Origin of the sequence: Amycolatopsis sp. cg9, from assembly GCF_041346945.1 — a bacterium.
Lineage (GTDB): Bacteria > Actinomycetota > Actinomycetes > Mycobacteriales > Pseudonocardiaceae > Amycolatopsis.
Window position 1 is genome coordinate 5,111,729 of sequence record NZ_CP166850.1, and the last position, 22,160, is coordinate 5,133,888.

At 71.2% G+C, this 22,160-nt stretch carries 16 protein-coding genes; 6 read left to right on the top strand and 10 right to left on the bottom strand.

All coding sequences use genetic code 11. From position 1 onward, the window contains the following. Window positions 1-28: 28 nt before the first annotated feature. Both AB5J73_RS24500 and AB5J73_RS24505 read left to right on the top strand, forming a co-directional pair. On the top strand, window positions 29-703 hold the full coding sequence (locus tag AB5J73_RS24500) for a response regulator transcription factor (protein WP_370972608.1): 675 nt from the start codon (window positions 29-31) through the stop codon (window positions 701-703). 4 nt (window positions 704-707) lie between these two features. Further along, window positions 708-2,105, top strand: coding sequence for a sensor histidine kinase (locus AB5J73_RS24505; protein ID WP_370972610.1), 1,398 nt, complete (start codon window positions 708-710; stop codon window positions 2,103-2,105). Here the strand turns inward: AB5J73_RS24505 and AB5J73_RS24510 are convergent. Next, window positions 2,102-3,022: a TAXI family TRAP transporter solute-binding subunit gene (locus tag AB5J73_RS24510; RefSeq protein WP_370972612.1), complete on the bottom strand. Its 921-nt coding sequence runs from the start codon at window positions 3,020-3,022 to the stop codon at window positions 2,102-2,104. The two genes, AB5J73_RS24505 and AB5J73_RS24510, sit on opposite strands and share 4 nt — an antisense overlap. A gap of 169 nt (window positions 3,023-3,191) precedes the next feature. On the opposite strand from AB5J73_RS24510, the gene AB5J73_RS24515 reads away from it, so the two are divergent. Next, a complete protein-coding gene (locus AB5J73_RS24515) occupies window positions 3,192-4,640 on the top strand; it encodes an MFS transporter (RefSeq protein ID WP_370972614.1) in 1,449 nt (482 codons plus the stop codon). Here the strand turns inward: AB5J73_RS24515 and AB5J73_RS24520 are convergent. After that, complete coding sequence (locus AB5J73_RS24520) at window positions 4,637-5,290, bottom strand: TetR/AcrR family transcriptional regulator (RefSeq protein ID WP_370972616.1); 654 nt, start codon at window positions 5,288-5,290, stop codon at window positions 4,637-4,639. The two genes, AB5J73_RS24515 and AB5J73_RS24520, sit on opposite strands and share 4 nt — an antisense overlap. An 82-nt stretch (window positions 5,291-5,372) precedes the next feature. Between AB5J73_RS24520 and AB5J73_RS24525 the strand changes: the two genes are divergently transcribed. Continuing rightward, window positions 5,373-6,497, top strand: coding sequence for an FAD-dependent oxidoreductase (locus AB5J73_RS24525; RefSeq protein WP_370972618.1), 1,125 nt, complete (start codon window positions 5,373-5,375; stop codon window positions 6,495-6,497). Here AB5J73_RS24525 and AB5J73_RS24530 read toward each other — a convergent pair. The 7 genes from AB5J73_RS24530 to AB5J73_RS24560 form a co-directional block, all read right to left on the bottom strand. Beyond that, window positions 6,473-7,312: a hypothetical protein gene (locus AB5J73_RS24530; protein ID WP_370972620.1), complete on the bottom strand. Its 840-nt coding sequence runs from the start codon at window positions 7,310-7,312 to the stop codon at window positions 6,473-6,475. The two genes, AB5J73_RS24525 and AB5J73_RS24530, sit on opposite strands and share 25 nt — an antisense overlap. Next, on the bottom strand, window positions 7,302-7,895 hold the full coding sequence (locus AB5J73_RS24535; protein WP_370972622.1) for an HD domain-containing protein: 594 nt from the start codon (window positions 7,893-7,895) through the stop codon (window positions 7,302-7,304). The genes AB5J73_RS24530 and AB5J73_RS24535 overlap by 11 nt, the downstream gene beginning before the upstream one ends. Beyond that, entirely contained in the window at window positions 7,895-8,923 is a 1,029-nt protein-coding gene (locus AB5J73_RS24540; RefSeq protein ID WP_370972624.1) for a hypothetical protein, read from the bottom strand. The genes AB5J73_RS24535 and AB5J73_RS24540 overlap by 1 nt, the downstream gene beginning before the upstream one ends. Then, a complete protein-coding gene (locus AB5J73_RS24545; protein ID WP_370972626.1) occupies window positions 8,920-15,267 on the bottom strand; it encodes a hypothetical protein in 6,348 nt (2,115 codons plus the stop codon). Before AB5J73_RS24545 ends, AB5J73_RS24540 begins: the two co-directional genes overlap by 4 nt. Window positions 15,268-15,404: 137 nt before the next feature. After that, entirely contained in the window at window positions 15,405-16,562 is a 1,158-nt protein-coding gene (locus AB5J73_RS24550; RefSeq protein WP_370972628.1) for a hypothetical protein, read from the bottom strand. A 524-nt stretch (window positions 16,563-17,086) separates the two neighbouring features. Further along, window positions 17,087-17,764 carry a hypothetical protein gene (locus tag AB5J73_RS24555; protein ID WP_370972629.1) on the bottom strand — a complete coding sequence of 226 codons (678 nt, stop codon included), beginning with the start codon at window positions 17,762-17,764 and terminating at the stop codon, window positions 17,087-17,089. Between the two features lie 12 nt (window positions 17,765-17,776). Beyond that, a complete protein-coding gene (locus tag AB5J73_RS24560; RefSeq protein ID WP_370972631.1) occupies window positions 17,777-18,706 on the bottom strand; it encodes a radical SAM protein in 930 nt (309 codons plus the stop codon). Between the two features lie 831 nt (window positions 18,707-19,537). On the opposite strand from AB5J73_RS24560, the gene miaB reads away from it, so the two are divergent. Both miaB and AB5J73_RS24570 read left to right on the top strand, forming a co-directional pair. Beyond that, complete coding sequence (miaB, locus tag AB5J73_RS24565; protein WP_370972633.1) at window positions 19,538-21,031, top strand: tRNA (N6-isopentenyl adenosine(37)-C2)-methylthiotransferase MiaB; 1,494 nt, start codon at window positions 19,538-19,540, stop codon at window positions 21,029-21,031. Then, window positions 21,028-21,501 (top strand): hypothetical protein, encoded by a 474-nt coding sequence (locus AB5J73_RS24570; protein WP_370972634.1) that lies wholly within the window; start codon window positions 21,028-21,030, stop codon window positions 21,499-21,501. The genes miaB and AB5J73_RS24570 overlap by 4 nt, the downstream gene beginning before the upstream one ends. Here AB5J73_RS24570 and AB5J73_RS24575 read toward each other — a convergent pair. After that, window positions 21,498-21,929, bottom strand: a complete 432-nt coding sequence (locus AB5J73_RS24575; protein ID WP_370972635.1) for a hypothetical protein — start codon at window positions 21,927-21,929, stop codon at window positions 21,498-21,500. The two genes, AB5J73_RS24570 and AB5J73_RS24575, sit on opposite strands and share 4 nt — an antisense overlap. Window positions 21,930-22,160: the final 231 nt, after the last annotated feature.

Below are 22,160 nucleotides of genomic sequence, written 5' to 3' on the forward strand. Positions count from 1 at the left end.
GAAGCAGGTCACCAGGGAGGGTGGACGGGTGCGGGTGCTGCTGGTGGAGGACGACGACCGGGTCGCGGGCGCGCTGATCCCGGCGCTGACCCGCCGCGGCCTGGCGATCGCCCGCCTGGCCACCGGCGCCGGCGTGCTCGAGCGGGTGCAGGAAGTCGACGTCGTCCTGCTCGACCTCGGCCTGCCGGACATCGACGGCGTCACGCTGTGCCACCAGATCCGCGCGGTCAGCGACGTCGCGATCATCGTCGTGTCGGCGCGCGGCGAGGTCGACGACCGGATCAAGGGCCTGCGCGCGGGTGCCGACGACTACCTGGTCAAGCCCTACGACGTCGAGGAGCTGCTCGCCCGGGTCGAGGCGGTGCGCCGCCGCCGCGGCGAGCACGCCACGGCCGAGCCGGTGGTGATCCGGGTCGGGGACGTCACCGTCGACGTGTCCCGGCACGAGGTGCTGGTCGACGGGCGCGCGGTCGCGTTGTCCCGCAAGGAGTTCCAGGTGCTCGCGCTGGTCGCGGGCGCGCGCGGCGCGGTCTGCTCGCGCGAGCACGTGCTCACCGAGGTGTGGGGCCACCGCGGTCCGGCGGAGAGCCGCTCGCTGGACGTCCACGTCGCCACGCTGCGGACGAAGCTGGGCCGCCCGGCGCTGATCGAGACGGTCCGCGGGGTCGGCTACCGGCTCGGCGGCCAGGTCGACCGGAGCTGACGGGGTGCGCGTCCGGCTGCAGGGCATCGTGCTGACGCTCGTCGCGTTGCTGGTGTTCGGCCTCGGCATCCCGCTGGCCACCACCATCGCCGCCGGCGCGCAGCAGGACCTCTTCCTCGACCGGCTGACCGACACCGCGCGGTTCGCGTCGCTGGCGCAGCGCCCGCTGCTGGACGACAAGCCGTTGCTGCTCGACCCGGACCTGCGCCGCTACACCGAGGTGTACGGCGTCCAGGTGCTGGTCTTCGACCAGGACGGCAAGCCGGTGGTCAGCTCGCTGGGCCCGAACGCCGCGCGGCTCGACATGCGCGCCGAGCGGATCAGCGACCCGGTCCACGAGGCGCTGGCCGGCCGCCGCTCCCAGCCCGGCGGCGTGCTGATGCCGTGGGACGACACCCCCCTGGTGCTGGCCGAACCCGTGCTCGCCGACGGCGAGGTGCGCGGCGCGGTGCTGACGGTGTCCGACACCGGCGCCGAGCGGGCCGACGTGCTGTGGTGGTGGCTGCTGCTCGCCGCGGGCGGGATCCTCGCCTTCACGCTGGCGCTGGCCGTGGCGATCCCGGTGGTCCGGTGGATCCTGCGGCCGGTGCACCGGCTCGACGACGCGACCGGCGCGCTGGTGGCGTCCGTGGTCAGCGGCCGCGAGGCCGAGCCGGTGGGGGAGAGCGGCGGGCCGCCGGAGCTGCGGCAGCTCGGCCGGTCCTTCGACCGGATGGCCGAGAGCGTTTCCGGGGCGCTGGCCGCGCAGCGCGCGTTCGTCGCCGACGCCTCCCACCAGCTGCGCAACCCGCTGACCGCGCTCAAGATCCGGCTCGGCAACCTCGAAGGCCACGTCGACGACGAGCCGGCCGCGGCCGACCTGGAGGCCGCCCGGGTCGACGCGGGCCGGCTGCACCAGATCCTCGACGGGCTGCTGTCGATGGCCCGCGCGGAGGCCTCCGGCGGCGAGCTGGACCCGGTGGTGCTGGACGAGGCCGTCGCCGAGCGCGTCGCCGACTGGTCGGTGGTCGGCGAGGCCCGCGACGTGCAGCTGGTCGTCGACACCCCGGGCGACGGCGTGTGCGTGCGGATGCCGCCGCGCGGCGCCGAGACGATCTTGGACGCGCTGCTCGACAACGCGCTGAAGTTCACCGCGGCGGGCACCGAGATCCGGGTCGCCGTGGAGCGCGACGGCGACCGCGTGCGCCTGTCGGTCCGCGACCACGGGCCGGGCGTGCGGCCGGACGAGCTGGACCGCGCGCTCGACCGGTTCTGGCGCAGCCCGGCCCACCAGAACGTGCCCGGCTCGGGGTTGGGCCTGGCGATCGTCAGCGAAATCGTCGCGCACTCGGACGGCGAACTGACCCTGGACCTGCCCGAGGGCGGCGGCCTCCGGATCTCGATGACGTTCCCGGCGGCTTAGGTCTTCTGCGCCCGGTAGTAGCGCAGCGCACCCGGGTGCAGCGGGATCGGCTGCGTCTCGATGCCCGGGTGGACGTCGATCGACAGCGCCGCCGGGTTGGCGCCGGCGAGCTGCTGCCGGGCCGCGAACAGGCCGCTGACCAGCGCCTCGGCGACGTCGTCGCGCATCGACGTGCGCACCACCAGGAAGTTCGGCACCACCAGCGTGGTCACCGGCCGGATCTGGTCGTAGGTGCTCGCCGGGATGGTGGCGGTGCCGTAGACCTCGCTGATCGCCTGCATCTTCGGCATCAGGTCGGCGATGTCGACCAGCCGCAGCCGGCTCTTGTTGTCCGCCAGCTTCGGGGTCGGCAGCCCGCCGGACCAGAAGAACGCGTCGACGTCACCGTTCAGCAGCGCCGCGACGGAGTCGTCGAGCCCGCGGGTGATGGTGCTGACCGCCCCGGTCAGCTCGGCCGCGCCGAGCAGCTTCCCGGCGATGTACTCGACCCCGGAGGCGGGCGAGCCGATCGCGATCCGGTGCCCGCGCAGCTGCGCCACCGACCGGATGTCGGAGTCCGACCGCACGACGACGTGCAGGTAGTCGTCGTGGATCCGCGCGAGCGCGGCAAGCCCGGGATTGTCCCGGTACTGGTCCGCGGCGACATCGGCGGCGACGAAGGCGACATCGGCCTGCCCGCTCAGCACCCGGTTCACGTTGTCGGGCGACCCTTGCGTCTGCAGCACCTGCGGCCGCTCGATGTCGAGCCCGGCCTGCCAGGCGGTGGCGAGGGTCTGGGCGAGCTTGTCGTAGACGCCCCCGGAGTTCCCCGCGGCGATCCGGAGGTGGACGTCGGCGAAGCCGCCGGTGCAGCCGGAGAGGGCCAGGAGCAGGACGGCCGCCAGTGCCAGTGCGCGTGGTCGCCGGGTCCTGGTCACGTGCCGATCGTGCCAGACGCTGCGCCTGCCGTCAGTCCGTCAGCCCACTGAGGACCTCCGTTGCTTCGTGCCGAACGCGCGCGGCGGACGGGGACCATGCGTGGTCGCGGGCCGGGCACCGCAGTTCATGAGACGAGGTTCGGGGACGTGCGAACCTAACGTCGGGTCCATGAGTTCTTCCGCGTACCTGTCCACCGCCTCGACCCGGTGGGACGCGCGCCTGTGGGGGGTTCTCCTCACCGTCTCGATCGTCACCGCGCTCGATGCGCTCGACGGGTCGATGGTCGGGGTCGCGCTGCCTGCCATCCAGGCCGAGTTCGGGTTGTCCACCAACGCCCTGCAATGGGTCATCAGCGGGTACGTGCTCGGCTTCGGCGGGCTGCTGCTGCTCGGTGGACGCACCGCCGATCTGCTCGGGCGGCGGCGGGTCTTCCTCGCCGCCGTGTCCCTCTTCACGCTGGCTTCGCTGTTCGGCGGGCTCGTCGACGACGGGACGCTGCTCATCGCGAGCCGCTTCGTCAAGGGGGCGGCCGCCGCGTTCACCGTGCCCGCGGCCCTGTCCATCGTGACCACCACGTTCCGGGAGGGGCCCGCGCGGAACAAGGCGATCAGCATCTTCGCCGTGTTCGGGGCCAGTGGGTACTCCGCCGGGCTGGTCTTCTCCGGGCTGCTGACCGAGCTCGGGTGGCGCTGGACCTTCCTGCTGCCCGCGCCGCTCTCGGCGGCGGTGGTCGTCGTGGCCTGGAAGCTCGTTCCCGCGTACCGGACCGAGCCCGCCGGGGGCTACGACCTGCCCGGTGCGCTCACCGGGGTCGGGGGTTCGCTGCTGCTGGTCTACGGCGTGGTCGAGGCTCCCGAAACCGGCTGGGTCGCGCCCCGCACGCTGATCACCTTCGCGGTCGCCCTCGTGCTGCTGGTGGCGTTCGTGCTCATCGAGAAGCGCAGCCGCCACCCCCTGCTGCGGCTGGGCATCTTCCGGTCCGGTCCGCTCGCACGGGCCAACCTGGGGGCCGCGCTGTTCTTCGCCTCCTTCATCAGCGTCCAGTTCGTCGTGATGCTCTACTTCCAGCGCGTGCTCGGCTGGTCGCCGCTGCAGACGGCGCTGGGGTTCCTGCCGGCGGCGATGATCGTCGCGTTCGGCTGCCCGCGCGTCGATCCGCTGATCGAGAAGGTCGGGACGACCCGCGGGATCTTCGCCGGGGTGGTCGCCCACGTCTTCGCCTACGCGCTGTTCCTGCGCGTGGACGAGCACTCGGGGTACGTCGGCTCGGTGCTGCCCAGCATGGTCCTGCTCGGCCTCGGCTTCACGCTGGCCTTCCCGTCGTTCAACATCCAGGCCACGGCCGGGATCCCGGACGGCGAGCAGGGCCTGGCGGGCGGCCTGGTCAACACCTCGCTGCAGGTCGGCGGCGCGATCGGCCTCGCCGTCGTGACGGCGGTGCTGACCGCGGCCGGTGGCGGCGAGGTCTCGCCCGCCGCGCTGCTGCGGGGCTGGACGCCGGCGATCGCCGTCGTCACCGGGTTCACCGTGGCCGGCCTGTTCGTCGCGCTCGCCGGGCTGCTGGTCCGCCGCCGGGTCGTGGTGCCGGACGTCGAGCCGGAGCTCGAAGCCGTCTAGCGGAGGGTCGCGACGCCGGCCAGGAAGATGTCGACGCCGGCGAGGAACTGCTCGCGGTCGTCGTGCTCGCCCAGCCGCGCCGCCGCCTTGTGCACGAACGGGTAGCGGGCCGGGTCGAGCCGGGCCCACTGGGCGGCGACGCCGGTCAGGAACGCCGACCGGTCGACGTCGCCGGCGAGGAGGCGGGCGTTCGCGGCGTTCTGCCCGGCCACGCCGAGGACGTAGTTCACGAGCGCGCCGGCGGCGTCGAACAACGCCTCCCCGGGGACGTCGAGCGCGTCGAGCAGCCCGCCGATGCGCTCGTAGACCTCGAGGAGCGCGGGGCGCCACGGCTCCCGGGACAGCTGGGCGCCGACCCACGGGTGGGCGTCGATCGCGTCGAACAGGCCCAGCGCGACCGTGCGCAGCGCCTCCCGCGGCTCCGCGCCGCCCACCACGCCGGTCAGCACATCGGCGATGACGTCGTCGGTGGCCGCCGCGAGCAGGTCGCTCTTGTTCGCGATGTGGTGGTAGATCGCCCCGTAGCCGGTGCTCAGCCGGGCGGTGAGCGCCCGGAAGGTCAGCGCCGCCTCGCCGCCTTCGTCGAGGAGCCCGGTCGCCGCCTTGACGATCACTTCCTTGGACAGGCCGTCCGTACGCCGCTTCGTCACAAGGCCATCATCGCATGGTTGGATCGGCGATCCAAAGTCGTGCTAGCTTGAATTGGAACGGCGATCCAATCGAAGGAGCACCATGCGCGGAGAAGTCACGATCATCGGAGCGGGCCCGGGCGGTCTCGTGCTGGCCACCGTGCTGCACCGGCACGGCATCCCCGTCTCGGTCCACGAAGCGGAACCCTCGCCGGCCGCGCGCCGGCAGGGCGGGATGCTCGACATCCACCCGTGGAACGGGCAGCCCGCGCTCGAAGCCGCCGGTCTGACCGACGGGTTCCGCGAGCTGGTCCTGCCCGGCCGCGAGTCCTACCGGGTCCTCGACCGGGCCGGGACCGTGCTGCTCGACCGGCCCGACGACGGCACCGGGGAGCGGCCCGAAGTGCAGCGCGGCGACCTGCGGCAGCTGCTGCTCGACGCGCTGCCGCCGGACGTCGTCCGGTGGGGGCACAAGGCCGTCGGCGCGCGGTCGCTCGGCGGGGGCCACCACGAGGTGAGCTTCGCCGACGGCACCGGCGTCACCACGAGCCTGCTGGTCGGCGCGGACGGCGCGTGGTCACGGGTGCGGCCGCTGCTGTCCGCCGCCACCCCCGAGTACGTCGGCGTTTCGGTCGTCGAGACGTTCCTCTTCGACGGCGACACCCGCCACCCCGCCGCCGCGGCCGCGGTCGGTGCCGGATCGCTGTTCGCGCTCGCGCCGGGCAAGGGGATCCTCGCCCACCGGGAGCGCGGCGGGACCCTCCACACGTACGCGCAGCTGCGCAAGCCCGAGGACTGGCTCGCCGGCCTCGAACCCGCTGAGGTGACCGCGCGGGTCGCCGGGGAGTTCGACGGCTGGGCCCCCGAGCTCACCGCGCTGATCACCGCGAGCGACACCCCGCCGGTGCTGCGCCGCCTCCACACGCTCCCGGCCGGGCACCGCTGGGAGCGCGTGCCGGGGGTGACCCTGCTCGGCGACGCCGCCCACCTCCTGCCCCCGAACGGCGAAGGCGCCAACCTGGCCATGCTGGACGGCGCCGAACTCGGGGAAGCCCTTGCCGCGCAATGGGACGACGTCGAGACCGCGCTCGCGGAGTACGAACGGCGCATGATCGAGCGCGCGGCCGCCGAGGCCGCGGACGAAGACATCCACGAGGTCATGTTCGGCGCCGAAGCGCCGCACAGCATGGTCGCCCTGCTGGCTCAGCCGGAGGTCAGCACGCGGTAGGGCTTCGGGAAGAACGCCCAGTGGTCCTCGCACCAGACCAGCCCGTCGTACGAGAGACCCGCGGAGGCGCCGGGGGAGTGGTACCGCCACGCGGCCCACACCCGCGACGGCACCAGCCGCTCCGCCACCGACCGGTAGCCGCCGGGGAACGGCCGCGACAGCGCGTTGTCGTCCACGAGCGCCCCGGCGGGGGCGAGGTGGACGCGGATCCGCGGCCGCCCGACCGGCCGCCGGAACCCGATCCCGGCGTCCCACGCCCGCTCGTACCGCTGCCGGGCGGCCGCCACCGTCCCGGACACGAACACCCAGGCGTAGTCGGCCTCCCGCGGCCGCAGCTCCCGCAGCGCCGCGCCCGCCGGATCCGCGGCGATCTCCCGGAGGACCGGCTCCAGCCGCGCGGACAGCACGGTCGTCGAGATCGCGGCCCGCACCCGCGGGTCGTCCTGCTCGGTGGCGAGGGACGGGTCCGCGCCCGGCGCGCCGCGCTGCTGCAGCTGCGTCTCGAACAGGATGAACGACGTCCGGCGCAGCGCCTGGGCGGCCGGGCCGTCCGCCTCGGCCGCCGCGATCCGCGCGTAGAGGTCGGCCAGCGGCCCGGTGCCGGACAGCCGGCCGCGCTCCCGTTCCACGAGGGTAAGGAACTCTTCGCGGTCCAGGCGGGCGGAGCCGGTCACCAGCTCGCGGGCCGGCTCGGGCCGTTCGAGCCAGCCGCCGTCGCGGTCGAGCCGGAACGCCGTGACGCCGCCGCCGGCGGTGCGGACCACCTTCGCGGGGACGTCGCCGTCGCGGAAGAACGCGGGCAGGTCACCGGTCATCGGACGCGTCCTCGGCGAGCCCGCGGAACTCGGCGCGCCAGCTGCCGAACCAGTCGCGGAACCACGGGTGCCGGGCGGCGAGCGGCAGGATGTCGCGGACGGTTTCTTCGTAGTAGGCACGGCGCTTCGCCGGACGCGGGTGCGTATCGAGCCGCTGGACGTTGCTCAGCCGGTCGGCGAGCTTCACCAGGAGCGCGTCGTCCGGGGCGTCGCGCAGGCTCGCCAGGTAGGCGGCCCGCGTCCCGCCCTCGGGCTTGGTCACCCAGCCGACCAGGGTCGCCACCCGCTCACCGAAGCGGTCACGGACCTCGTCGAGCGAGCAGGGGGTGTCCTCGACCACGTCGTGCAGCACGGCCGCCCGCAGGACGTCGACGTCGGTGACCCCGAGGGCCTCGACGAGCACGCGCGTCGCTTCCAGCAGGTGTTCCAGGTACGGCTCGCCGGCCGGCCGGGTCTGCTCCCCGTGGTGGCGGACCGCGAAGGCGACGGCCTCGTCCAGCGCCGCCAGGTCCGCCTCCGGGAGCCGGTCCGCCCAGCCGGCCCGGACGGCGGGCCAGCCTTCCTTCGCCGCGAAGGTCCGCATCACCGGCCCGCCCCGAACTTCTCGGCCCACAGGTCGAAGCTGTGCGTCAGGAGCCGGTTGCGGAACGCCGCTTCCGGCTCCGCGGCGGCCTTCGCGTAGGCCTCGGCGATGGCGCCGTCCACGTCGAGCGTGCGCCGCCGTTCCTCGATCGCGAGGAGCCACTCGTGTTCGGTGATCCGCCGGCCTTCCCCGGCGACCTCGCCCGGGACGAGCCGGCCCGTTTCCGCGTCGAGCCGCCACGCCGTCACCGGGGGCGTCAGGTCCACGCGCACCGGCTCGGTGCCGTAGCGGAAGAACGCGCGCCGCCGCTGGGCCGCCTGCCACATTTCGTAGGTGACGCGCCGGGGCTCTCCCCGCTCGTACGCGGCGAAGATCTCCGGTTTGTCGTGCCGCTGGTAGAACGAGTTGCGGAGCAGCCCCTCGCGGCGCGCCTCGACCGCGTCGACGAACTCGTCTTCGTCGTCCAGCGGCCAGGTGTCGTCGTCGTCCACGCCGCGGGCGCACTGCCGGGCGCGCCGGGTGTCGGCCTCGAACTCGCCGGTGTAGCCGTTGAGGCCGTACCCCTCCGCGCGGCGGCCCAGCACGGGGTCTTCCGGGCCCTCCCCCCACGGGAAGATCTCGACGAGCTGGCCCCAGCATTCGAAGTACCGGTCCGGCTCGGCGGAAACCGCTGCCGCGGCGGCGGGTCCGGCGGCGGGCGGGGGAACGGGTGGGGTGGCCGCCGGGCGGCGCCACGGGTACACGGGGCCGTACACGTCGAGGAACCGGCGGAATTCGGTCCAGCCGGTCCAGTACGCGAGTTCGGCTTCGTTCGCCGCGATCCCGGCCGGGCGGAAGTCGGCGACCGCCACGCGCAGATCGGTTTCCTCCAGCGCCGCGCGGACGGCGGCGCGCGCCTGGTCCGCGTTCGCGTAGTCGCGCCCGTCGATGACGAACGCGGCGATCGGTCCCGAGGGCGGCCCGTCGTCGATCCACACGAACGTCAGGTGCTCGTGGTAGTCGAGCGGCCCCAGGTCCAGCGACTTCACCGGGTCTCCTCCTGGTCGAGCGCGGCCGCTTCTTCGAGCAGTCCCTTGACCCTGGCCCGGTCGGACTGCGACAGCTCGACGTACGGTTTGAAGAGCGTGTTGTGCTCCAGGTCGGCGGCGATGGACGCCCGCCGGGTGGTCAGCTGCAACTCGAAAGTATAGGGAACCCCCGCCACGTCGATCCGCACGACGAGCGGGATGACGCGGTACGCCGGGTTCTTGTCCTTCGGCTCGGCGTACATGTTCTCGATCTCCAGGATGCGGCCGTCGTTGCCCACGCCGAAATGCGTCTTCGCCGCTTCGAGGACTCGCTCCAGGTCGGCCATGCTGTCGGTGGTGATCCGCGCGCCCACCGCGTCGATGACGTCGCCGGCGCGGTAGTCCGGACGGCCGGGGCGCTTGTCGGAACCAGCCGACATCCGCTTGACCTTTTCCAGGATGCCGTCCGCGTCCTTGGTCCGGACGTTGACGTCGGCGCCGGGCACCACCTGCTCGACGAACGCGCGCACCTCGGCATCCACCGCGGGGTGCACGTTCTCCCGCAACCGCTTCGCGTAGTCGGCCAGCTCGGCCAGCTCCCGGCGGGTCGGCCTGGCGCCGACGTCGCGGGCCGCGTCGACCTGCTTGGCCTGCTCGACGAGGACCTTCTTGCGGTCCTGGCCGGCTTCGCGGTTGATCGCCGGGTCCACCGACTCGAACAGCGGTCCCCGGCCGGGGGCGGCCGCCCGGTACTCCTCGAGCGTCCGGGTGCCGATGACGCGCCGGTCGGCGAGGTCGCGGAGGATTTCGATGGTGGCGTCGCGGGTCTGCGGGTCGGCGAGCGACTTCGCGAGGTTCGTCGGGTGCAGCACCGAATCGGCCACCAGGCGCGCCGCGATCGAGGCGACCTCGGGGTGCTCGGTGAGGAGCTGGTGCAGCCGGCTGGCCGCCATCTCCCGGTTCCACGCGGCGCCGTAGTCCCGGCGCCCGTACGCCTCGGTCGCGGCCGTGATCAGCGCTTCGACCGGCGTCGCCGACCGGCCCGCGAGCACCGCCGCCGACGCGAAGTCGCGGCGGATCTCGTACAGCGGGTGCTCGGTGACCGAGGGTGCCTCGAAGGACTTCAGGCTGAACTTGAGCTCCGCCACGTGCCCGTCCGGCAGCCGCACGTTCATGAGGACGCTGCGGTTGCCGCTCGGCGTGGACTTGGCGACCCGGTCCTTGATCCGCACGATCTCGATCCGCGGATCGCTCCTCAACGCGTCGAGCGCCCGGTAGAGCTTGTCGACGCTGTCGAAGCGGATCCTCGCGCCGACGACGTCGACCAGCATCGAGGCGTCGCCCGTTTCGTGCTCTTTCACGTACTCGGCGACCTTCCGCAGGCTGCGCCCGCGGTCCTTGACCTTCGGCCGCCAGGACGCCTCGCCCCCGGTGTCGGCCGCGATGTCGGAGACGATCCGGTTGAGCTGCTTCTGGGCCGCCGGGGCTTCCGCGCGCAGCCGGTCGACGCTCTCCCGCTGGTAGGCGGGATCCTTGCGGCGGGCCAGGTCGAAGCCCCGCTGGAGGTAGCCCTCCTCGGTGGTGCCCGCCTTGATCGCCTTGCCGATGTCCACCTGCTCGGCCCGGCCGAGGACCTCGTTGGGGTGTTCGGACTTCAGGCCGCGGACGATCGCGTCGACCTTCGCCTGGATCTCGGGCGTGCGCTCGCCGCGGCGGACGGCCTCGTCGATGCCGGCTGTCGCGAGCCGGCCGCGCACGTCGGCGAGCGCGGCGTCCAGCAGGAGGACGGAGTCGGGGTGGGACAGCAGGCTGTCGCGCGCGACCGGGTTGGCGGTCAGCGCCAGGTCCAGCTCGGGCCACTCCTCCCGCAGCCGCTTGAGCTTGGCCCGCGCTTCCACCCGGTCCGGCCGCCGGTGCGCCGACTCCAGCGGGCCGGCCGCGCTCTCCTGGACGGCCGACTCCAGGCCGGCCTTGCCCATCTCGGCCAGGATGTCGCCCGCGTCGCCGTGGTAGGTGCCGAAAGCCTTGCCCAGGCCCAGTTCCGCGCCTTTTCCGGTCGCGCCGCCGAGGAACGACGACGTGCCGCGCAGGGCCGCGCGCGCGGCGTTCGACCCGCTCAGCGCGTCGCCGAGGGTGGGGCGCGTGCCGCCCACCGCGCGGCCGGCGGGGATCGACTCGAAGGCGTGCGACGTCACGGTGCCGGCCGCGCCCGCGAGCGCGCCGGTCAGCGTGGATTCGAGCAGCGTGGCGAAGCCGGCCCCGAAACCCTTGCGCCAGGTCGCTTCGTCGAGCAGCGCGCCGCCGAAGCCGCCCATGCCGCCGGTGGTGGCGCCGATGACCAGCAGGTCGCCGAGCGTGCTGCCGGTGATGCCGCCCATCGTCCGGCCGAGGCCGGTGACCGAGCGCATCGAGGTCATCCCGGCGACCAGGCTCTGGGTGCTGCCGCGCGCCAGGAGCGACAGTTGCTGCCCGACGCCCGCGGTGAGCGCTTGCACCGCGGTCATGCCGAGGTCGACGGCGGCCTGTTCCCAGCCGTACCGGCCGCCGCTGACGGCGCTGTGCACGGCCATCGACGTGAGGCCGGTCAGCCCGGCGATGGCGGCGATCAGCAGCGGGCTCGCCGCGCCGCCGGTCGCGACCGTGGCCACGGCGGCGGCGATCGCGCCGAGCACCATGACCGCGGTGGTCAGGTAGCTCGCGAAGCTGTCGATGCGGGCGGCGTAGTTCTCGGCGGCCAGCTTGCTGACCCGCACGGCGGAGGCGAACTCCCGCGGGTCCGCGCCGGCGTACTTGCCGTCCTTGTCGAACATGCCGCTGCCGGCCGCGACGGGCCGGCCGGCGCTGTCGGTCCAGACCGGGTTGCCCTTGTCGTCGACCTTCACGGTCGCGCCGCCGAGGGAGGCGGTGAGCCGGGTCTGCGCCGAGGCCAGCGACTTGTCCGCGAGGCTGTCGCCGGCCAGCCAGCGGCCGAGCCAGCCGGTCTCGTCGCGCTGCTGCTGGATGCGGAACGCGGCGACCTCGGCGCGTTCGCGGTCGTTGCGGGGCACGCCCAGCAGCGCCACTTCCATGCGCAGCCGGTCGTCGCCGGAGAGCTCGGTGAACCAGCCCTGGCCGCCGAACGTGCCGAGGTCGTCGTCGAGCGCGGTGCCGGTGAGGTCCTTGTACTCACCGCGCATCGCGGTGATCTCGTCGCGGTCCATCCGCTCGACGAAGCGGAACATCAGCTCTTCGTCGGTGCCCGCGCCCTTCGACGCGTACTGGATCGCCAGCGCGGCCGTCTTCGGCGTGGGGTAGTCCTCGCGCGCGAGCCGGACGGCCAGCTCGCCCGCGTCCTTGTCGTCGCCGGCCGCGGTGCGCAGCTGTCCTTCCAGGTAGGTCTTCGCGGACTCGGGGGTCCCGGCCTGCTTGGCCCCGCCGTAGTCGGCGGCGTACTTCTGGAAGACCTGGCCGCGTTCGGCCAGTGCCTGGTCGCGCTCGGCCTGCGCCCGGGCGCGTTCCGCCGGTGGCAGGGTGGCCGGGATCGGCTTGAGCCGCGGGTCGACCAGCGCGGCGTCCAGCTTGAGCAGGTTCGGCCCGCCCGGCCGCTGGGTCTCCACGCCGAGGCGGGCCGCCCGCGCGGCGACGGTGTTTTCGCCGCCCTGGATGAGCGCGACCCCGAGGTTCCGGTTCGCGCCGGTGATCTCGACCGTCTCGGTCGTCGAGGTGCCCTCGGGCCCGGCGGTGACCACCTCGATCGAGGCGAGCGCGTACTTCTCGACCGCGGCGGCGGCCTGCTGCGGCGTGATCGCGGCCGCAGGGCCGCGCGCGGGGCCGCCGACGAGGCCCGCGAACTCCTGCTGCACCGCCACCCGGCGCTGGTCCGCGGTGGCCGGCGCCCGGCCCCGCTCGGTCGCGGCTTTGCTGTAGGTGATGAGGACGTCGTGGATCGCGTCGACGTCGCCGGCCTTGCGCGCGTCGTCGAGCTTGTCCTTCATCCGGAAGGCGTCGGCGAGATTCTGGTTGCCTGCCGAGAGCGCGTCGAACACCTTCAGGTCGGTGCCGCCGAGGCTGTCGCGCACGTCGGCGAGCGCCTCGGCGCCTTCCTTGCTGCCCTTGAGCTGATCGAGCTCTTCGGGCTTGAGGTTGCGCATCAGGTCCTCGATGCGCGATTCCTCGTCGTTGTACCAGTGGGTGGAGGCTTCCAGCTCGGCCGCGGCCCCCGCGGCCTGGTCACCGCGCAGGTAGGCCTGCGCGGACGTGAGGTCCGCGCCGCTGAGCTCGTCGGTCAGCGCCGTCTCGAGCGAGCCGTGCTTGTTCGCGTACAGCCAGCTCAGCGCGCGTCCCTGCGTGGCGGTCATCCCACGCAGCGCCCGCGACACCTCTTCTTCGTTGGTGCCCCAGCCGTCGAAGGCGTCCTCGAGCAGGTGCTCCCGCTTTTCCAGGTCGCCGGCCACGTCGGTGGCGGCCTGCTCGACCGGGACGGCCAGCGCCGTGGCCGGCGTCAGGTACGGCGTGAAGGCCGTGCTGATGAAGTCGTTCCGCTGGCCGACGATCGTCGTCTTCCACTCGGTGAACGGCGCGGTCATCGACGCCTTGGTCTTGCGGACCGCGTCGCCGAAGAGCCGGTTCAGCGGCATGGCCCACGCGTCCGCGACCTGGCCGACCCCCTTCGCCGTGGCCGCGAAGGCCGCGTAGTGCCCGTGCACGAAGTCGCTCATCCCGCGGGCGCCGCCCGCGCCGGTCTCGCGCAGCGCACGCGCCGCCGCCACGCGTTCCTGCCCGGCGGCCTGGAGCGCGGCCCGTTCGGCCCCGGCGACCGCCTCGCCGGTCGACGCGTCGGCCCGGGTCACCATGCGTTGCTGCGCGAGACCGAGCTGGTCCACCTTCGGCGCGGTGTCTTCGGCGGCCTTCTCCACGGATTGGCCGAGCTGCTCCGCGGAGACCGCCGCCGGCTCGAGCCCGTCGTGGACGGCGATGATCGTGCGGTCGAAGGCGGGCAACCCGGTCGCCGCGGCCGTCTCCAGACCGGCCAGTTCCGCGCCGGCCTGCGCCTGGGAGCTCCGCAGCAGGGCGTTGGCGTCGCCGACCAGCTGCGTCCGGGCCGCCCGGTGCCGCAGCTCGATCGACTCACGGGCGTCGCCTGCCATCCGCCGCAGCGCCTCGTGCCCGCTCGCGGCCTGCTTGCCGAGCGCGCCATAGGCGGTGCGGCTCGCCTTCTGCACCGCGGCCCGGCCCTTGGTGTCGATCTCCTCCTTGCGCGTTTTCAGCGCCTTGGCGAGCTCGCTCTCGTCGAACTGCTGCCGGACCTTGGGAATCTCGGCGCGGTAGGCCTTCGCCTGCGCGTCCGACGCCTGGTTCACCGACGTCACGACCGCCGCGGCCAGCCCCGGGACGGCCGCGCGGCGCGCCTCGTTCTCGGCCGCCACCAGCGGCGTCTCCCCGCCGGGGAACAGCTTCGAAGCGGACGCGCCGTAGGCCTGGACGGCCGCGACCGCCTGCCCGGCCGCGGTGGTGATCGCTACGGCGGTCTCTTCGAGCAGGCCGGTGTAGCCCACGGCCAGGTCGTCGACGATCGCGGTGACCTGCTCGCCGGCGGTGTCCGCGTTGGCCCGCACCCGGCGCAGCGCCCCGGCGGTGGCGGAGCCGACCAGCCGGCGGCCCCGCCGCACGGCGAGATCGAGCCCGGCGGTGCCTTCTTCGTAGGCGGTGTCGACGCTGCCGAGAGCCTGGCCGCGCAGCTCGTCCAGCTCCCGTTCGCCCTGCCCGGCCCGCGATCGCGTCCGGCCGTCGACCCGGTTGTGCCGGTCCACGGTGCCGCGCCCGAGCCGTTCCAGCAGCGCCCGCTGCGCGTCGTGGGCCCGCCGCGCCCGCTCGACGAGCCCCGCGAACACCCGCGCGGCCGCCGCACTGGGTTTGACCGCGGCTTTCAGCGGGGGGAGCGTGGCCGGCGCGTCGAACCGGTGGGTGAACGAGGGGAGCACCAGCCGCGCCGGGCCGGCCAGGCGCACTTCCGGCGCCCGAGCCGCGGAGCCCGGCTTCTTCTTGCCGGGCCGGTCGTCCGCGCCCCCCTGGTCGAGCTTGGGCCTCGACGGCACCGCCGAGACCGCTTTCCGGGCCGGTTGCCGGGCGGAGGCCGCGACGGCCTGGTTCCCGACCAGCCCCTGCCCGGCCAGCATCGCCGTCCCCGGCGGCCTGGCCCCCGGCGGCGTCCCGCCCAGCGCCGCGGACACCGCCGCGTTCCCGGCCGCCGCGTTCCCGGCCGGCGCGGGTCCGGCCGGCGCGGGTCCGGCGGGTGCGGGCTCCGCCACCGGCCCGCGCGAGTCCGGCACGACGGACACCACCGGTGTCGCCGGCTGCGGCGCTTGGACCTTGACGGGCGCGGGCATAGGGCCAGCAGGATGGCATCCGGGCCGTCGCATCGGCGCCCTCGCGGCGTTACGGCGGCGTCACCGTCGGCGCTGAGCAGCGCACCAGGGGCCGTTCGGACCCACATGCCGACCGTCCGCAGCGGCCGGCGACCACATCAGGTCCGAGCTGGCCCCGGAGCGGCTACCCCCTCTGTTCCGTACAGGGCTCGGATTCGACGCAGCGACCTCATGGTTGCCTTGGCGTCACCGCGCAACCGCAGATCCGCCACGCCGTCAGAGTTCGCGCCCCACACGGCCAGGTCGCTCAACGTCGACCGCGTAGCCAAGATATCCGTGAGGACCTGGTTCGTGCGGCGCACTTCTGCGCGACTCTTCCGGCGAAGCAGCTCATACTGACGTTCTATGTCACCGAATGCGGTGAGCGCGGAGTCGGCAAAGGTCGGCACGGGATGTGAACGCATTCTTCGTCGATACGTGACACTCGTCCCGAGGATCAATGAGTATTCCAGGTCCGGATGTGACTCGAGAAGGTTGCGCAGCAGCAGGAGTTTCGTCAGTTCGCGTTCCCACATGATCGACGCCACCTTCTGTGGCCCGCCCGGTTTCCCCAGATGCTCACTTTCGACGTACTTGGCAATGAGCCATCCTCGAACTGTGTGCTCGACAATGGATCGAGCCTGATGTGTCTCCGGGTGGCCCTGGTTGATGTCGTGGTAGGAGCGAAAGCGATAACCCATGACAGCCGAAGCGTTACGCAGGAATTCACTGTTTCCCAGATTTCCCACCACTTCGAAAAAATGGTTTTCGAATACGCTTCCCGCGTGTTGTTGGAGCATGTCGGCGGTGACGACCGTCACTCGCTCGGTCAGGCGGCCGAAGATCGCCGTGATATTTCGCTGGATCTTTCGTTCGCCTTCGGCGTTTGCCCGGTCTCGCCAGCCGCTCCAGGGTACGATCACCGCCTCTTTGATCGATCTGTCTGCCAGTCGCGCCCGGAGATACTCAAGGTAGAGAAGATCCATGACCGGCACGTTCGGCCGTAGGCTCAGTTCGAAGATGGCGAGGTCGACCTCTTTTTCCTGCTCGCGGAAATAGGCGGGCAAGACCGCGCCGGGTGATGGTCTCGTCAGTCCGACGGCCAGTGTCCGTCCGCGTGCGCTGTCCAGTCGCGATCGAATCTTGCTTCGCCAGACGGGCAGTGCCTTCCCGAGGTGGTTGTCCCAACTTTTCTGCACCAGTACGCCGAGGATCGCGCCGAGGAGAATGGTCAGCACACCGGCCCAGCCTCCGAGTGATTCCATAAAATCGATCACGATCTTCTCGGATCCTTTCCGTGGGTGCGGAATCGACGTCGATCCGGTCGTACGATGCCCGGCGTGCCGCGTAAGGCCTGTCCGGCATCGTGTTCGCCTCGAGTCTGCGGCAGGAGACACCACAAGTCAGGACGCGCAGTGCGTCGAGCACCACGTGCTCCGCCGGAAGGGCGAAGGGTTCTCGACGGGTGCGCATGTTCAGATTGTGCCTGCTCTCGCGCCTCAACGGGTAACTCGTCCTCGTCTGATTTCGACGTCGTCGGCAAGAGGCCGAGTGGCTCGCCCTCCGCGTGGCCGGGGGTGGCGCCCGGCCACGCGGTCGGGAGGTCGGTGATGACAAATCCTGGACATATCGTGGACACGTCGAGGGGTGTCACGATCCCGGCTCGGGACAGCGGGCGTGGCGGTAGGGCCGGTCCGCCTCCGGGGGCGACGAGGGGCACTCCTGCCTGGCTGGGCGTGCCGGCGCGTCGAGCGGCCGGCGTCCCAAGATCCGTCCTCGATGAGGACGAGCCGAGTGTCCACTACTCCAAGCTTTCCTCGAGAATTCGTGTCATTCGATCTCGAAGCCACGGATGCATGGTTGACTGCTTCAGCTGCATGATCGTCCACGAATGAATCCTGCCGACGTCACGTTTCCGGACAAGTTCTCGGAAGTGATCCAGGACAGGAGAATCCGGAAAATTTTCGATCATGCGGATGGAACAGTCTTCTTCGAATTCCGTGCTGAACCCCAGTTTCGACAGTTCGGCACATTGCACGAGGCTTTTCGGCCATATCTTTTCGTGGTACGAGCTCAAGCTTTTGGCAAGCGTCAGGCTCGTCTTCGCGAGGATGTAAGACTCGAAGTGAGGTTCCGTGCGGAGTGCGTTGAAGCGCACCAGCTCGGTCAGTGCCAGCAGTTGGGAATCTGCGGGAGCGACCTTCTTCAGTGGGTCGAAGTGCTTCACGGATACTCGAATCGGCCATCCGCACTGGACCATTCTTTTCGCCACGTCCGCCTCCCAGAATCGATGATCGCGGGCATCGTCGGGCAGCATGAGGTCGATATCGCTGAAGGTTCTCGAGCCATCCTCGATGAGGTGAAAGTTGTGTCGGGCGAAGGAGCCTTTGAGTTGGAAGCGGCTGTTTGCCTCTCGGACGCTCGTCAGTACCGATGTGCTGAGCTCATGACGCCGCTGGATCCAGTCCGGTATTCTCATCGGGTGATCCCTTCACTGCTCCAGTGCTATCGGGCAGAACTGGCTTCCCGCTGAACACGGCAGCACAGAGGCGCGGTGCGTCATTGCCGATTCTATGACGCTGGTGATGGTTCTGCGGGTGGCGTCGACGTCAGCGGTGAACGTCGAAAAATGGCCGCTCGGAAGTTGGCGATCGCCCACTTGCACGCAACACGCATATACTGCTCCGCGTCCCAGGTCGACAGAGGGAAATGCTCTCTCCGAAAGTTTGCAGGCGACTGCTCCCGGTGCGGTGAAGCGGAATGTCCTGAACGTTTCTCCCCATTCGCTCCTGAGGTTGCTCGCCACCTTCGAAAAGATCTGCGCGTCCTGCTGGCGTGAGTTCTCGAGTATCAATTTGATGTGGTGGACGCCGTCTCTTGCGAGCTCGCCTATGGAGTGGTGTACGACCGACTCTTCGTGTGCCGCGTCCGCAAGCACAAATGTTGCTTCGACCTCCGATATGGATGCGAGCTTGCGCCGGTTTTCGGCCCAATGTTCGCGACTTATGGAAACGCCGAAAATGGACGAGGGGTCAGCGGTGTTGTGCACGCTGATGGTGAATCGTTCCGGGGGGTGATGCTTAAAGAAAGGGAGTTGTGCGTCGATGTCGATGGCGTTCGTGAGCACGCGATATCGAAGGCCGAATTCCAAGAAAGGCTCGATGATTTCCGGCAGGTTCGCAAATATCGTCGGTTCGCCCCCGGTGAATCTGACCTCCCGGAAGCCGAGATCGGCCAGTGCTTCGGCTGTCGCGCGCGCTCTACGTAGTACGAGGTTGCTTGCGTGGGCTTCCTGTGAAAGGCTGGGGTGGACGTAGCAAAATGCGCAAGCCGCGTTGCACAAGTTGGGTACGAAGACGAAAGCTGTCCCGTTGCTGTGCGTGGCGACCGCGGTTGCGGTGCTGGGTGACGTCGTTGCCATTCGGCCTTCCTGCGGCTGACCACGTCAGCATTTGACCCGATCAGAGAATATGTTGAAATGTGCCGACCGATCACTTTGTGCATGTGCCGTTCGGGGCTTCGTGTGGATGGTGTTCAGGCTCGAGTGAGCTGCGCTCCGGGAGTGGGGTTGCGCAAGGGTAGTGGTTTCGGCTCGCGTGCCCCGCGAAGGACTCGCGTGCCATGCGGATATGTCGCACTTCCAGGTTCGATGCACGCTGTGATGTCACGGACTGTGACGACTTGAACCCTCGATGGAGGGATGACATGGCGGTCCTCGCGCTCGAGGTCCGGCGTCGCCGTAGCTTCGATCATCCGGCCAACCTCCTGCAACGTGACGACGAGTCGTTTGTGCGGCGACCTTTGTTGCCGGGCGTGGAGCGGCTCGCACGACTTCGTCCGGCGCTCGCCGTTCGGTTGATAAGGCGACCGAGGTGGGGCCCTTGCCGGAGTGTCCGATTTTCCGGCCGAAATCGGACTCGGGCGGCTCGAGGCCAGTCGAGTGCGAGCGTGGCGAGTTCGTCGAGGGTGTCCGCATCGGCGACGGGCCCAGCTGTGCCGACGCACCCTCGGCATTTCCAGCCGGCGGTCGCCTTGCGGGCGGACTCGGAGCCGGGCTTCTGATCCGGACGGCGTCCACACTTGGACAAGGTAGACCTGTCCTGCGTCGTGCGACGTGAGGACCGCGTCGATTTCCGGGCCTGCCTTCGGGCCCCGTCGCGGGTCCTCGCGTGGGCCCGGCGCGAGCCCTTCGGACGAATAGCCGGACAGGTGGCGGATTTGCCCAGCTGGCCGGGGGTTACCCTGAACGGCGATGACCGAGAACCAGGCACCCAGGGCGTACCAGATCCGCACCTTCGGCTGCCAGATGAACGTGCACGACTCCGAGCGGCTCGCCGGCCAGCTCGAAGACGCCGGGTACGCGCCCGTCGCGGACGGGGCGAAGCCCGACCTGATCGTGTTCAACACCTGCGCCGTCCGGGAGAACGCGGACAACAAGCTGTACGGCACCCTCGGGCACCTGCGGCCGGACAAGGTCGCGAACCCGGACCTGCAGATCGCCGTCGGCGGGTGCCTGGCGCAGAAGGACCGCGGGGAGATCGTCAAGCGCGCTCCCTGGGTCGACGTCGTCTTCGGGACGCACAACATCGGGTCGCTGCCCACGCTGCTCGAACGCGCCCGGCACAACGCCGAAGCCGAGGTCGAGATCCTCGAGTCCCTCGAGACCTTCCCCTCCACGCTGCCCGCGCGCCGCGAATCTTCCTACGCGAGCTGGGTGTCCGTTTCGGTCGGGTGCAACAACACCTGCACCTTCTGCATCGTGCCCGCCCTGCGCGGCAAGGAACGCGACCGGCGGCCCGGCGAGATCCTCGCCGAGGTCGAGGCGCTCGTCGCCGAGGGCGTGCTCGAAGTCACCCTGCTCGGGCAGAACGTCAACTCCTACGGCGTCGAGTTCGGCGACCGGCTCGCCTTCGGGAAGCTGCTGCGCGCGGCCGGCGGCATCGACGGGCTGGAGCGCGTGCGCTTCACCTCGCCGCACCCGGCCGCGTTCACCTCGGACGTGATCGACGCCATGGCCGAGACCCCCAACGTCTGCCACCAGCTGCACATGCCGCTGCAGTCCGGGTCGGACCGGGTCCTTCGCGAGATGAAGCGGTCCTACCGCTCGGCGCGCTTCCTGAAGATCCTCGACGAGGTCCGCGCGGCGATGCCGGACGCCGCGATCACCACCGACATCATCGTCGGCTTCCCCGGGGAGACCGAAGAGGACTTCCAGGCGACGCTGGACGTCGTCGAGCAGGCGCGGTTCTCCAGCGCGTTCACCTTCCAGTACTCGATCCGCCCCGGCACGCCGGCCGCGACGATGCCGGACCAGCTGCCCAAGGCCGTCGTGCAGGAGCGCTACGAGCGCCTGGTCGAGCTGCAGAACGCGATCTCCTGGGAAGAGAACAAGAAGATCGTCGGCCGCCGGGTCGAGCTGCTCGTCGCCGCGGGCGAGGGGCGCAAGGACGCCGAGACGCACCGGATGAGCGGCCGCGCCCGCGACGGCCGGCTGGTGCACTTCACGCCGGCCGGTGCCCACGTGGACCGCGCGGTGCGCCCGGGCGACGTCGTCGAGACGGTCGTCACCTACGGCGCGCCGCACCACCTGGTCGCGGACGGCGACCTGCTGTCGCACCGGCGCACGCGCGCCGGCGACAACGCGGAGGCCGGGCTGCGGCCCAAGACGAGCGGTGTCACGCTGGGCCTGCCGGGCTTCGGAGCTCCGGCGGCCCAGCCCGAACCGGTGAGTGGGTGTGCGCTGTGACCGAGCCCCAGGGCAACGGTGACCTGGCCGAACTGGCCGCCGAAATCGACGAGGCGGGTGCGCACGCGTCCCGGACGGTGGAGCTGGGCCGCCGCGGGTTCACCATCGCCGTGTTCTCGTTCGTGCTGCTGATCTGCCTGATCCTCCCGTGGGTCGGCGACCACGCGGGCTGGCAGGTGCTGGCCGGCCAGGGCGGCGGCATCCCGCAGCTGTTCGCGGCGACGTCGACCGCCGTCGGCATCCTCGCCTCGGCGCTGGCGCTGGTGACGCGCCGGTGGTGGCTGGCCTGGGTGTGCGCCGCCGGCGGCTGGTTCGCTTCGGTGGACGGGCTGCTGGCCATCTGGTCGCAGCAGTCGTCGCACGCCAGCGGAGCCGCGGGCGGCGGACCCGGGATCGGCCTGATCATCGCCTGGCTCGCGATGATCTGCCTCGCCGTGCAGTGGATGCGCACGGCGTTTTCGCGTTCTTAGATCACGACCAGGCCGATGACGCTGGAGACCGCGCTGACGTAGAGCTCGGTCTCCGGGTGGTAGACGCGCAGCGTCACGCTGGCCCGCACGCTGAAGCTCAGGCTGAACACGAAGTTCCCGTTCGGCCGGCAGGTCCCGGTGCTGAGGTTGACCCAGACGCCGGCTTGCAGCTGCTGCACGATCACCGGCTCGCCACCGGCGACGCTTTCCTGCCCGCCGAGGTCGGCGAACGAGCCCTTGATCTTCGTCTCTTCGCCGACCTTGACGCGGTTCTTCTCGACCTTGGCCTCGACCTTGGCCTTGTGCTTCTTGCTGCCCTGGACCGCGGCCGGCACAGGCCCGCCGGCCGCCAGCGCGACGGTCGGAGCGGCGAGCGCGACGGTGCAGGCGACGACCAGTGCGGACACGAAGTTCGATGGCTTGCTCATGATCGAAGTGGAGCACCGCGAGCTGCGGAAAGCGCCCGAAAACCCCCGGCAGGGGAGTGCGGCACACCGCTTCGGGTGACGCGTTAACCGTCCGCTTGCCGCCGACACGCAGCCCCCGCCCTCCCTGGGGGGGGCGTGCCCTTGTCCAGCCTATCGGCCCTCACCGACGGGACGGCCCGTGAACGCAAGCAGAAGGCCGGCTTGTCCACAACGGAGCAACCCTGTGGACAA